The sequence below is a fragment of the Chelativorans sp. M5D2P16 genome, assembly GCF_034427935.1.
Taxonomy (GTDB): Bacteria; Pseudomonadota; Alphaproteobacteria; order Rhizobiales; family Rhizobiaceae; genus Chelativorans.
Genome location: NZ_JAXQNM010000038.1, coordinates 13,730 through 26,131 on the forward strand (window position 1 = coordinate 13,730; position 12,402 = coordinate 26,131).

General features: G+C 65.2%; 14 protein-coding genes. 8 read left to right on the forward strand and 6 right to left on the reverse strand.

Annotated features, from left to right (window positions below; all coding sequences use genetic code 11):
- Positions 1–32 precede the first annotated feature (32 nt).
- From SIN08_RS17760 to SIN08_RS17780, 5 genes are all read right to left on the reverse strand, one after another.
- On the reverse strand, positions 33–296 hold the full coding sequence (locus SIN08_RS17760) for a sulfurtransferase TusA family protein (RefSeq protein WP_322452938.1): 264 nt from the start codon (positions 294–296) through the stop codon (positions 33–35).
- A 10-nt stretch (positions 297–306) separates the two neighbouring features.
- Entirely contained in the window at positions 307–1,503 is a 1,197-nt protein-coding gene (locus SIN08_RS17765) for a murein L,D-transpeptidase family protein (RefSeq protein ID WP_322452939.1), read from the reverse strand.
- 181 nt (positions 1,504–1,684) lie between these two features.
- The gene (locus tag SIN08_RS17770; RefSeq protein WP_322452940.1) at positions 1,685–2,635 is read right to left on the reverse strand and encodes an acetyl-CoA carboxylase carboxyltransferase subunit alpha; all 951 of its coding nucleotides are present in this window, start codon (positions 2,633–2,635) and stop codon (positions 1,685–1,687) included.
- Between the two features lie 91 nt (positions 2,636–2,726).
- Positions 2,727–3,653 (reverse strand): site-specific tyrosine recombinase XerD, encoded by a 927-nt coding sequence (locus SIN08_RS17775; protein ID WP_322452941.1) that lies wholly within the window; start codon positions 3,651–3,653, stop codon positions 2,727–2,729.
- A gap of 6 nt (positions 3,654–3,659) precedes the next feature.
- On the reverse strand, positions 3,660–3,806 hold the full coding sequence (locus SIN08_RS17780; protein WP_322452942.1) for a histidine kinase: 147 nt from the start codon (positions 3,804–3,806) through the stop codon (positions 3,660–3,662).
- A 120-nt stretch (positions 3,807–3,926) separates the two neighbouring features.
- Here SIN08_RS17780 and SIN08_RS17785 point away from each other — a divergent pair, with 120 nt between their 5' ends.
- Genes SIN08_RS17785 through SIN08_RS17795 form a run of 3 tightly spaced genes read left to right on the forward strand, consistent with a single transcriptional unit; the run spans position 3,927 to position 6,939 of the window.
- The gene (locus tag SIN08_RS17785) at positions 3,927–4,529 is read left to right on the forward strand and encodes a shikimate kinase (protein WP_322452943.1); all 603 of its coding nucleotides are present in this window, start codon (positions 3,927–3,929) and stop codon (positions 4,527–4,529) included.
- Positions 4,526–5,647, forward strand: coding sequence for a 3-dehydroquinate synthase (aroB, locus tag SIN08_RS17790; protein ID WP_322453287.1), 1,122 nt, complete (start codon positions 4,526–4,528; stop codon positions 5,645–5,647). Before SIN08_RS17785 ends, aroB begins: the two co-directional genes overlap by 4 nt.
- Positions 5,644–6,939 (forward strand): HlyC/CorC family transporter, encoded by a 1,296-nt coding sequence (locus SIN08_RS17795; RefSeq protein ID WP_322452944.1) that lies wholly within the window; start codon positions 5,644–5,646, stop codon positions 6,937–6,939. The genes aroB and SIN08_RS17795 overlap by 4 nt, the downstream gene beginning before the upstream one ends.
- A 32-nt stretch (positions 6,940–6,971) precedes the next feature.
- On the opposite strand, the gene SIN08_RS17800 is transcribed toward SIN08_RS17795, so the two are convergent.
- Positions 6,972–7,274 carry a BolA family protein gene (locus SIN08_RS17800; protein WP_322452945.1) on the reverse strand — a complete coding sequence of 101 codons (303 nt, stop codon included), beginning with the start codon at positions 7,272–7,274 and terminating at the stop codon, positions 6,972–6,974.
- Positions 7,275–7,414: 140 nt separating this feature from the next.
- Between SIN08_RS17800 and SIN08_RS17805 the strand changes: the two genes are divergently transcribed.
- The 5 genes from SIN08_RS17805 to SIN08_RS17825 all read left to right on the forward strand — a co-directional run bounded on the left by SIN08_RS17805 (position 7,415) and on the right by SIN08_RS17825 (position 12,386).
- Positions 7,415–8,035 (forward strand): J domain-containing protein, encoded by a 621-nt coding sequence (locus SIN08_RS17805; RefSeq protein ID WP_322452946.1) that lies wholly within the window; start codon positions 7,415–7,417, stop codon positions 8,033–8,035.
- Positions 8,036–8,110: 75 nt separating this feature from the next.
- Positions 8,111–9,097: a cobaltochelatase subunit CobS gene (gene cobS, locus SIN08_RS17810; RefSeq protein ID WP_322452947.1), complete on the forward strand. Its 987-nt coding sequence runs from the start codon at positions 8,111–8,113 to the stop codon at positions 9,095–9,097.
- Positions 9,098–9,107: 10 nt separating this feature from the next.
- Complete coding sequence (locus tag SIN08_RS17815) at positions 9,108–9,455, forward strand: GFA family protein (protein ID WP_322452948.1); 348 nt, start codon at positions 9,108–9,110, stop codon at positions 9,453–9,455.
- 15 nt (positions 9,456–9,470) lie between these two features.
- Positions 9,471–11,360, forward strand: a complete 1,890-nt coding sequence (gene cobT, locus SIN08_RS17820; RefSeq protein WP_322452949.1) for a cobaltochelatase subunit CobT — start codon at positions 9,471–9,473, stop codon at positions 11,358–11,360.
- Positions 11,361–11,366: 6 nt separating this feature from the next.
- A complete protein-coding gene (locus SIN08_RS17825) occupies positions 11,367–12,386 on the forward strand; it encodes an esterase-like activity of phytase family protein (protein WP_416208101.1) in 1,020 nt (339 codons plus the stop codon).
- The last annotated feature ends 16 nt before the right edge of the window (positions 12,387–12,402 follow it).

Below are 12,402 nucleotides of genomic sequence, written 5' to 3' on the forward strand. Positions count from 1 at the left end.
CCACACCACTACAACCTCAAGGAAAGTTGAGGTCAACCGGAAAAGTCTGTTTCCGCCAGTCGGGCCGGGCCGCGCTCGATCAGGAAACTGTGGCCGCCCGAAACGGCCAGGGTTTCCAGTAACCTGTGTCCTTCCTGCGTACAGAAGGCCGGGATGTCTATTGCCGCGAGGGGATCCGTCGTTTCCACCCACAGACGGGCACCGGGGCGCATACCGGCAAGGCGCTTGCGCGCCTTCAGGACCGGTAGGGGGCAGTTGAGCCCTTTCAGATCGAAAGTATCCGCGGCGGTTTCCAAGGCGTGCGGGTCAGCGGTCGAAGAGGTTCATGAACCGGTCGACGACCTTCGGCCGGGAGGACGCTTCCGGTTCCTCCTGATTCTGGGTCCGGTTCGGATTCGGCGCGGGAACGGGCAGGGAGCCCGTGGTCAGCGGCGGTGCGCCCATCTGGCTTTGTGCACTGGATGCACCGAACGCCGAGGCATAGGCGGAAACCGGTGTCTGCTCCGCCGCGGGTTCCTCGCGCGCGGCCACGGCCACCGACGGCAGCGATGGCGGCTGCTGCGAGACCTTCTCACCCCTGGCCCGGCGCTGGCTCCAGTCTGCGACGAGCAGCGCCTCTTCCCGGCCCAGAATCGAGGGCAGCGGCTCCGGGTGTTTCTCGGTCTTCACGGCCTTGGCGAAGGCGATATCCTGCTGTGCCTTGTACTTCTGGTAGGCCCGCACCAGCGTCTCGGGCTGCGTGGAGGGCGGACACACCTCGTTCGCCTCGAAGGAATGTCCTTCCGCCGGCGCGCGGTTGAAGACGTAGCGCCTCTCGCAGACATCCACCCTCGGCGGCTGCTTCGTGATCTCGAAGTGGTCGTAGCCTTCCTTGAGCATCGTCCAGAACGGATAGTTCGGATCGTTGCGATAGCGCGCCATGTTCTGGGGCGTCATGCGGAAGGGAAAGGCCTGCACCTGGAACGCCTGCTGGCCGCCGCGGAAGGCATCACGCGCGAAGGCGTAGATCTCTTCCACCTGCTCGTCGGTCATCGAGTAGCACCCGGCCGAGGAGCAGGCGCCATGCACCATCAGGTGCTTGCCCGTCCGGCCGTTGACGCTGTCATAGGCGTTGGGAAAACCGATATTGAAGGACAGGTGATAGCTCGACCTCGGGTTCATTTGTGCCGGCCGCACCGAATAGAAGCCTTCCGGCGCCTGCCGGTCGCCTTCGGTGTATTTCGGCCCCAGCTCGCCCGACCATTTGCAGATGTCATAGCTGGTAACGAGGTCGTACCGGCCGTTCTGCTTCTGCTTCCAGACCTCCAGCACACCTTCTTCCTTGAAGATGCGCATCATGATGGGGGCGTCCTTGCGCATCCCCTTCGCCTTGATGGTCTGGACAAGTCTCGCCGGGAGCTCCCGCTCGGCCTTGGGAGCAATGTCTTCGAGCGACTGGCCACTGCAGGCGGCGAGCGCAAGTGTAGCGGTCAGCAGGGCAGCGCGTGCGATGCGGCTCATCATGCGAACGATCTCTGTTTCCCCTCCCTTGGCCGCAATGGCAAAGGGCGTCACCCCACAACTAAACACCCGTTAGGCTTGACAAAATGTTACCGGGAACGTGTGGACGCACAAATCGTGCTTACCATTGAAGCCGATGAGAAGGCAAGATTATGGCGTGGATGCGCCAAAGAAGGCCGTGCATTTAGAGATTGCGGCCGATGGCCAGGAACTTCTCGCGGCGGTGTTCACGATAGTCGCCGCCCCGCTCCGCCAACTCCCGGAAGCCTTTTTCGATGGTCTCTCCGGTCGCCGCGATGGCCGTTTCGCGCGCGCGGTGGGCGCCGCCCAGGGGCTCGGCGATGATGCCGTCGATCACCTTGAGCTGAAGAAGATCCTGGGCGGTGATCTTCATGTTGGTGGCCGCGTCCTTGGCACGGGTGGAATCGTGCCAGAGGATCGAGGCCGCCCCTTCGGGCGAGATCACCGAATAGATGGAATGCTCGAGCATGTAGACGAGATTGGCCGTGGCAATCGCGATGGCGCCGCCCGAGCCGCCCTCCCCGATGATGACGGAAATGTTCGGCACCGTCAGGCTCAGACACTTGGAGGTGGAGCGGGCGATGGCCTCGGCCTGGCCGCGTTCCTCCGCCCCGATGCCCGGATAGGCGCCTGCTGTGTCCACCAGGCTGACGACGGGGATTCCGTAGCGGTCGGCGAGATCCATCACGCGCACCGCCTTGCGGTATCCCTCGGGCCTGGCCATGCCGAAATTGTGCTTGAGCCGGCTCTGGGTGTCGTCGCCCTTTTCCTGGCCGATGACGGCGATCGGTTCGCCGTTGAAGCGCGCGAACCCGGTCACCACCGCCTGGTCCTCACCAAAGGCGCGATCGCCTGCCAGCGGTGTGAAGTCGGTGAAAAGCGCCTCCACATAGTCCATGCAATGCGGCCGGTCGGGATGGCGCGCGATCTGTGCCCTCTGCCAGGGGGTCAAGGCCTTGTAGATGTCGCGCAGCGCCTCTTTCGAGCGCTTCTCCAGCCGTGAAATCTCCTCGGCGACGTCGACGGCCTCGCCGCTGTCGGACAGCTTCTTCAGTTCCAGGATCTTGCCTTCGAGGTCGGCGACCGGCTTTTCGAAATCGAGATAGTTGTACATTCACCCGCCAAATCGACACGAGAACTCGGGTTCGGGCACTGAAAAGACAATGACGGCCCAGGATCGATGGCCTCACATAGCGGCCATAAGCCTAATCGGCAAGCGGATGATGCCTTTGCACCAGTTCCTGCAAGCGCTTTTCCAGAACGTGCGTGTAGATCTGGGTGGTCGAGATGTCCGAATGCCCGAGCAGTTGCTGCACGGCCCTGAGGTCCGCCCCGTTCTGCAGGAGATGGCTGGCGAAGGCGTGCCGCAGCACATGCGGTGAGACTTTCGAGACGGCAATGCCGGCGCGCGCGGCGAGCCCCTTGAGCTCACGCGCGAACACCTGCCGGGGCAGATGGCCGCTTTCCGATGCCGCCGGGAAAAGCCAGGGGCTTTCGGCGAGCTTCGGATGGCGCGCGCGTTCCTGAAGCCAAAGGGCGACCGCCGCCCGCGCCTTGGCCGATAGCGGCACGATGCGCTCCTTGCCGCCCTTGCCGCGGACGGTGAAGAAGCGCTCATCGCGCAAGGCCACCGTGACGGGCAGGCTCACCAGCTCCGAAACCCGCAGGCCCGAAGCATAGAGCACCTCGAGAAGCGTCGCGAGGCGCTGTGCAGCCAGCCTCTCGGGCGTGCCCTCGGGTGCGGCCTGCCCTTCCTCGGCCGCGCGCTCGAGCAGACGCTCCGTCTCCGCCTCGCTCAGCGTCTTCGGCAGCGGCCGGCCTTTCTTCGGGCTGTCGAGCACGCCCGTCGGGTCATCGCCGCGAAGACCTTCGGCATAAAGGAACTTGAAGAACTGCCGGAGCGCCGACAGCTTGCGCGCCTGGGTGGCGGCGGCGAAGCCGCGCGCCGTCATGTCGCTGATAAAGGCGCGGACACCCGCCGGGCTCGCGCCGGCAAGACCGCCTTCAACGCCGGTCAGAAAGGCATCCGCGTCCTCCAGGTCGCGGCGATAGGAGACAAGCGTGTTGTCGCTGGCCCCGCGCTCGGCGGCCATCATCTCGAGAAACGCTTCGATCTTCGCGCCGCTCGCCATGCCCGTTCAGCGCTGCTCAAGCCGGTCGGCCGGGACCTGGAGCATCATTTCCGCCCTGTTCGGTTCCACGAACGTAGCCAGCGCGAACATGGCACCGTAGACCATGCCGACCAGGATCGCGATCACCGTCAGAAGCCGAAAGAGGGTCGGCATGTCGCTCCCGCTTGCTCGTTGCCCAGCGGTTATGAAACGCGTCGAAGCGCAACGCAAGCCTCCGCTGTTTCGGTTCCAGCCGCTTGACGCGCCTTGTCTTTTGATGTCGAAACCTGCGCCATGACCATGTCCGGCAAGACAGATGCGCACGACGTCCCCGCCCTGCTCGAGCGGCTGGGGCGGCGCAGCATTGTCTTCGTCGGGCTGATGGGGGCCGGCAAGACCGTGATCGGACGCAAGGTGGCCGGACGGCTCGGCCTGCCTTTCATCGACAGCGATCACGAGATCGAGAATATTTCCCGCATGTCGATCCCCGACCTCTTCGCCAGCTACGGCGAGGCCGAGTTCCGCGCGCTGGAGCGCCGCGTGATCGACCGCCTTCTCGGGGAAGGTCCGCAGGTGCTGTCGACCGGCGGCGGCGCCTTCATGAACGGTCTCACGCGTGCCGCCATCGCCCATCACGGGGTGTCCGTATGGCTGAAAGCGGATCTGGACACGCTGATGCATCGGGTAGCGAAGCGGCAGAACCGGCCGCTCCTGAAGGCCGACGATCCGCGCGCCGTCATGCGGCACCTGATGGAGGAACGCTATCCGGTGTATGAAGAGGCCGACGTGATCGTGCAGACACGCGACGAATTGAAGGAAGTGATCGCCGCGGAGGTGATCGCCGGCCTGGCCGCATTCCTGGAGGACGGTGGAGAATGCAGGAAACCCGCACCATGAATGCCGAGGATGTCGTCACCGTACCCGTCGGCCTGGGCGAGCGCGCATACGATATTCTGATCGGTCCCGGGCTCCTTTCCCGCGCCGGGCGGGAAATCGCCGCCCGTCTTTCTGGCATCCGCGTCGCCGTCGTCACGGACGAGAACGTGTCCGCCACGCATCTGGACACGCTGCGAAGCGGTCTCGACGCCGCCGGGATCGAGAGCACCGTCGTCACCGTTGCCGCCGGCGAGCGGAGCAAGAGCTTCGAGACCCTTCAGGACGTGGTGGGTTCCGTCCTCGCCGCCCGCCTGGAGCGGCAGGACGCGGTGCTGGCGCTCGGCGGCGGGGTTGTCGGCGATCTGGCGGGCTTTGCCGCGGGAATTGTCCGCCGCGGCATGAACTTCGTCCAGATGCCGACCTCTCTTCTGGCACAGGTCGACTCTTCGGTCGGCGGCAAGACCGGCATCAACACCGCCCATGGGAAGAATCTCGTCGGCGTCTTCCACCAGCCGAGGCTGGTGCTGGCCGATACGGAGGCGCTCGACACACTGCCCCCGCGCGAGTTTCGTGCCGGTTACGCGGAGGTCGCGAAGTACGGCCTGATCGACCAGCCGGATTTCTTCGCCTGGCTGGAGGCCAACTGGCAGGCGGTCTTTTCCGGCGGCCCGGCGCGGGCGGAGGCGATCGCCCGCTCCTGCCGCGCCAAGGCGCAGATCGTCGAACGCGACGAGCATGAGGCGGGCGAGCGCGCACTGCTCAATCTCGGCCACACTTTCGGTCACGCGCTCGAGGCGGCGACCGCCTATGACAGCGCCCGCCTCGTCCATGGCGAGGGTGTGGCCATCGGCATGGTGCTGGCGCACCGCTTCTCCGCGCGCATGAACCTGGCGAGCCCCGACGATGCCGAGCGGGTGGAAGCACATCTGCGTGCCGTTGGCCTGCCGACACGGCTGGAGGATATCCCCGGCGATCTCCCCGACGCCGAGGCGCTGCTTTCCTATATCGCGCAGGACAAGAAGGTCTCGCGCGGCGCGCTCACCTTCATCCTCACCCGCGGCGTCGGACAATCCTTCATCGCCAGGGACGTGCCGGGCTCCGAGGTCCTCGCCTTTCTGAAGGAGTGCCAAGCGCAATGATGACAGAGATCCTGATCACCGGCGGCGTCATTCTGGCGCTGATCTTCCTGTCCTTCCTGTTTTCCGGCACCGAAACCGGCATGACCGCGGTTTCCCGGGCCAGGCTGCATACGCTGGAACGCGGCGGCGACAAGCGCGCCGGCGTGGTCGCCGAACTGATCACCCGGCGCGACCGCCTGGTGGGCGCGCTGCTGATCGGCAACAACCTCGTCAACATCCTTGCTTCGGCGCTGATGACAAGCCTCTTCCTGACGCTGTTCGGGGAGGCCGGGGTGGCTTACGCCACGCTCGTCATGACCGTCATGCTCGTCATCTTCGCCGAGATCCTGCCGAAGTCCTGGGCGCTCGCGCGGCCCGAGGGGTTTGCCCTTGTCGTGTCTCCCTTCGCACGTTTCGTCGTTCTCCTTTTCGGGGCGCTGTCCACGGCGGCGAACGTGACCGTGCGCTTCCTCCTGTCGATTTTCGGCGTCAATCTGGCCAGCGACACCCTGCTTCTGTCCGCGCACGAGGAACTGCGCGGCACCGTCGAGGTGCTGCACCGCGAGGGTGCGGTGGTCAAGCAGGACCGCGACCGCGTCGGCGGGCTTCTCGACCTTCACGAACTGGAGGTCTCCGACGTCATGATCCACCGCACCAACATGCGCTCGATCAATGCCGACGATCCGCCGGAAACGGTCGTGGCGGAGATCCTGCGCAGCCCCTATACGCGCCTGCCGCTGTGGCGTGGCACGATGGAGAACATCGTCGGCGTGGTGCACGCCAAGGACCTTCTGCGCGCCCTCCACGACCTGAACAACGACGCCTCGCGCATCGACATCATGAAGGTCGCTTCGAAGCCGTGGTTCGTGCCCGACACCACCACGCTTCAGGATCAGCTCAACGCCTTCCTGCGCCGCAAGGCGCACATCGCCATCGTCGTCGACGAGTATGGCGAGGTGGAAGGGCTGGTCACGCTCGAGGACATCATCGAGGAGATCGTCGGCGAGATCGCCGACGAGCACGACGTGGAAATGCAGGGGGTGAGACAGGAAGCCGACGGCTCCATCGTCGTCGAGGGTTCCGTGCCCATCCGCGACCTCAACCGCGCGCTCGACTGGGACCTGCCGGACGACGAGGCCACCACGATTGCCGGCCTGGTGATCCACGAGACCCAGACCATCCCCGAGGAACGCCAGGCCTTCACTTTCTTCGGCAAGCGATTCATCGTCATGAAGCGCGAGAAGAACCGCATCACCCGCCTGCGCATCAGGCCCGCGGTGGAGGAGACGACGACGGGCGGCAAGGTACAATAGGCATGTCCCGCCTCACTCCGGCGGTCATCCCTTTACCACCGCGTCTTCTCGCCCGGCGCGGCGGGCTCGATCGCCAGCGCGTGGACGGCGCCCTTCAGTTCTTCGGCCAGAGCGTCGTTGACGGCCCGATGGCGCTCCACGCGGCTCATGCCAGCGAAGGCCGGGCTGACGATGCGCACGCGAAAATGCGTCTCGCCCGTGCCGTCGAAGGTTTCCTCCTGGCCGGCCGCCGTGTGGTGATGGCCGGCATGCAGGTGGCTTTCGTTGATGATCTCCAGTCGTTCGGGAGAAAACCGGTCTTTCAGCTTGGCTTCGATGGCGGATTCGATGGACAATTGAGGCTCCTGACACCATATGGGGAGTGTTCCCCGCGACGATTAAGCTTCCGCTAGGTCCATCGGCGACGAAATGTCAATTCTTGTTTCGCGGCGAGCAACCGCCATAATCCCATCTGATTTGCCGATTCAGGTTAGGTATGAAGCCGAACTCGAAATATTTCGAGAAGATACGCATCCGCCCGGACGCCAAGCCGGAGACCGATGCGCACGCGCCGCGCTGCCAGTGGGACGGCTGTGAGGAGCCGGGCCTGCACCGCGCTCCCGTGGGCCGGCACAGGGAGGGCGAGTATTTCCGCTTCTGCTTCGAGCACGTGCGGCAGTACAACAAGAACTACAATTATTTTTCCGGCTTGAAGGATACCGAGATCGCCCGCTTCCAGAAGGAGGCGATGACCGGCCATCGCCCCACCTGGAAAGTCGGCTCGGCCGGGACCGGCCAGGCGGCGGCGGACTTTGCCCCCTTCCGTTCCGGCCATGCGGCGTATTACCGCCGCCTCGGCGACCCCTTCAATCTGTTCGGGGGTGCGGACGCCAAGCCCCGCAAACCGGCGCGCAAGCCGCTGCGCCCCCTTGAGGCCAAGGCATTCGAAACGCTGGGCCTGGACGCGAATGCGACTGGCGCCGACATAAAGGCGCGCTATAAAACACTGGTGAAGCGTCACCACCCCGATGCCAATGGTGGCGACAGGGGCTCCGAGGCCCGCCTGCGCGACGTGCTACAGGCCTACAGGCTCCTCAAGCAGGCGGGTTTCTGTTAGTCCCGGTCTCTGTTAAGAGGCCCACGGTTTGAAGACAAGCGGCGCGGACGAGGTCCGCCGCACGCTGGAGGTATGATGAACAAGATCGACCGCGACATCGCCAATTTGCCCGATACCACCGTCTCGGTGAAGGAGACCTTCGGCTTCGATTCCGACATGGTCGTTCCCGCCTACACCGTGGCCGACAACCATGTGCCCGACATCGATCCGGACTATCTGTTCGACAAGCAGACGACGCTCGCGATCCTGGCCGGCTTCGCCTACAACCGCCGCGTCATGGTCGCCGGTTACCACGGCACGGGCAAATCCACCCACATCGAGCAGGTGGCCGCGCGTCTCAACTGGCCCTGCGTGCGCATCAATCTCGACAGCCATGTGAGCCGTATCGACCTCGTCGGCAAGGACGCCATCGTCGTCAAGGAGGGCATGCAGGTCACCGAATTCCGCGACGGTATCCTGCCCTGGGCCTACCAGCACAATGTTGCGCTCGTCTTCGACGAATACGACGCCGGCCGTCCGGACGTGATGTTCGTCATCCAGCGCGTGCTGGAATCTTCGGGTCGCCTGACGCTGCTCGACCAGAGCCGCGTCATTCGCCCGCACCCCTCCTTCCGCCTGTTTGCCACGGCAAATACCGTCGGTCTCGGCGACACGACTGGGCTCTACCACGGCACGCAGCAGATCAACCAGGCGCAGATGGACCGCTGGTCCATCGTCACCACGCTCAATTATCTGCCCCATGACGAGGAAGTCTCCATCGTCCAGGCGAAGGCCAAGCATTACCAGAACGAGAAGGGCCGCGAGATCGTCGCCCGCATGGTGCGCGTGGCCGACATGACGCGCTCGGCCTTCATGAACGGGGATCTCTCCACGGTCATGAGTCCGCGAACCGTCATCATGTGGGCCGAGAACGCCGAGATCTTCGGTGATGTCGGCTTTGCCTTCCGGCTCACCTTTCTCAACAAGTGCGATGAATTGGAACGCGCCATCGTGGCCGAGTTCTACCAGCGCGCGTTCGGCGAGGAACTGCCCGAATCGGCGGCCAACGTGGTGCTGAGCTGAGGAAGAAGCGATGCAGTATCAGGGCGGATGCCATTGTGGGGCGGTGCGTTTCGATGTCGATGTCGACGTGTCGAACCCGATCACCTGCAACTGCTCCTATTGTACGCAGCGCGGCAGCATACTCGCCTTCACCCCGGCCGAAGCGTTGACGCTGGAACGAGGTGAGGAAAAGCTGACCGAGTACCGGTTCAACACCGGGCAGATCCGGCATCTTTTCTGCTCCCTCTGCGGCATGGAATCCTTCGCCCGAGGTGCGATGCCCGACGGAACGAAGATGGTTGCGGTCAACCTGCGCTGCCTTGAAGGCGTCGACCTCGACGATCTTGAGCCCGCGCAGGTCGACGGGCGCTCCCGCTGAGGACCAAGGACGACCGTGAGCCAGACGAACCGCAAACCAGGCCAGCCCTACGAGGCACCGCTCGATCCGTTCAAGCGGGCGGTGACGAGTTGCGTGCGCGCCATCGCCGGGAATCACGAGCTCGAGGTCACCTTCTCCAAGGACAAGCCGGCGCTGGCGGGAAACCGCGTGCGCCTGCCGGAGCCGTCGCGAAAGCCCACCGCCGAAGCCCTTCAGGTGACCCGCGGCCTGGGCGATTCCATGGCCCTGCGCCACGCCTGCCACGATGTGCGCCTGCATAGCCGCCTGGCCCCGCATGGCCAGCAGGCCCGCGCCATCTTCGACGCCGTGGAGCAGGCGCGCGTGGAAGCCATCGGCGCCCGCTCCATGCAGGGTGTTTCCGATAATCTCGCCGCCATGCTGGAGGACAAGTTCGCTCGCGCCAACCTCTCCGAGGTCAGCGACAGGGCCGACGCTCCGCTCGAAGAAGCGATCGCCCTCATGGTGCGCGAGAAGCTGACGGGCCGTGCCGCGCCGGAAAGCGCGGAGCGGGTGGTCGATCTGTGGCGTGCGTGGGTGGAGGAAAAGGCCGGCACCGATCTCGAAGCCCTTCTGCCCAATATCGAAGATCAGGACGCCTTTGCCCGCACGGTGCGCGATCTGCTCGGCTCCATCGAGCTGGGCGAGGAATACGAGGAGGAGGAACAGGCGGAGGAAAACGAGGAAGACGGCGACCAGCCGCAGGGCGAGGAGTCTTCCGAGGACGGCGGCGAGGACGAATCGGAGGGCGAACGCAGCCAGGCCGACGATGCCGACGAGGCCGGTGACGAGAACGAGGCGGGCGAAAGCGACGCCGCCGCCACGACCGCCGAGGAGGTCTCCGAGCAGGAGGACCTCGATACCGAGACGCCGGGCGAGGCACGCCGACCGGAGAGCCCCTTCGACCAGGGCCTGCACGATATCGACTACCATGTCTACACCGCCACCTTCGACGAGGTGGTGAGTGCGGAAGACCTTTGCGACGAGGAGGAATTGAACCGGCTGCGCGCCTTTCTGGACAAGCAGCTCGCCAACCTCCAGGGCGTCGTCGGCCGCCTGGCCAACCGCCTGCAGCGTCGTCTGATGGCGCAGCAGAACCGTTCCTGGGATTTCGATCTGGAGGAAGGCGTGCTCGACACGGCGCGCCTGCCCCGCCTTATCATCGACCCGATGCAGCCGCTCTCCTTCAAGCAGGAGCGCGACACCAATTTCCGCGACACCGTCGTCACGCTGCTGCTCGACAATTCCGGCTCCATGCGCGGGCGGCCGATTTCCGTCGCCGCCACCTGCGCCGACATCCTGGCACGCACGCTGGAGCGTTGCGGCGTGCGCGTGGAGATCCTCGGCTTCACCACCCGCGCCTGGAAGGGCGGGCAGGCGCGGGAGATGTGGCTTAAGGAAGGCAAGCCCGTAAGCCCCGGCCGACTCAACGATCTGCGCCACATCGTGTACAAGTCCGCCGACGCCCCCTGGCGCCGCGCGAGGCGCAATCTCGGCCTGATGATGCGCGAGGGGCTCTTGAAGGAGAACATCGACGGCGAGGCCCTCCTGTGGGCGCACCAGCGCCTGATCGCCCGTTCGGAACAGCGCAAGATCCTGATGATGATCTCAGACGGCGCGCCGGTCGACGATTCCACGCTGTCGGTCAACCCGGGCAACTATCTCGAGCGCCATCTGCGCGGCGTCATCGATCTCGTCGAAACGCGCTCTCCCGTCGAGCTTCTGGCCATCGGCATCGGCCACGACGTCACGCGCTACTACCGCCGGGCCGTGACCATCGTCGATGCGGAAGAACTGGCCGGTGCCATGACGGAACAGCTCGCCTCTCTCTTCGAGGAAGAGGGAAGCGGTCGCGGCCGGCAAGGCCGGCTGCGCCGGGCGGGCTGACAGGCCGTGCGAGCGACGGCCATCCTCCGGTCAGCCAGTCTGCTGCTCTTCCTGGGCTTCCTGCTGGCTCCGCCCACCCAGGCGGAGGAAGAAGAGTCCGCCGAAACCTACGAGATCGTTTCCCGCCCAATCACCGCGTTCCGCATCGGCTCCCCGGACAGGCAATTCGGGCCGCTGGAGTTCGTCGGCGGTCTGGAGATGACGTCACCTGGCCGCAATTTCGGAAGCCTGTCGTCATTCCGTTTTCTCACCCCCGGCGGCCACTTCATCGGCGTCGCCGACAGCGGCTTCTGGTTCTTCGGCACGCTGCGCCACGGCCCCGATGGCCGGCCGGCCGGGGTCGCCGATTTCACGATGGAGCCCATCCGCGACCCGGACGGCTCCTTGACCGGCGACAAGTCGACCACCGACGCGGAGGCCATTGCCGTCAGCGGCGAAGAGGTGACCGCCGGTTTCGAACGCGAGCACCGCCTCGCCACTTTCCGCCTCGCGCCGGGACGCATGGGCCCGGCCGTCGGCGAACTGGACTTCCTGGTTCCTGCCCGGGAGCTGCGCACCAATCGCGGCTTCGAGACCATCGCCTACGCGCCGGAGGAAAGCGCGCTCGCCGGCGCGCGCATCGCAGTTACCGAGCGCAGCCTCGACGGCCGACGCAACGTCTTCGCCGCCATTCTCGAGGGGCCGCTGAAGGGCATCTTCGCGATTGCGCGGCATGACGATTTCGACATCACCGACGGCGCTTTCCTGCCCGATGGCGACCTTTTGCTCCTGGAGCGGCGCTTTTCCCTGGCGAGCGGCGTCGCGATGCGCATCAGACGGATTCGCGCCGACGGGATCCGTCCCGACAGCCTTGCCGACGGACCGGTCCTCCTCGAGGCCGACATGGCCTACCAGATCGACAATATGGAAGCGCTCGATGTCTGGCAGCGCGCGGACGGCGCGGTCATGGTGTCGCTGATGTCCGACGACAACCATTCCATCCTGCAGCGCAACCTCTACCTGGAATTCCGTCTCCTCGAGGAATGAAGGCAGGCACCACCTG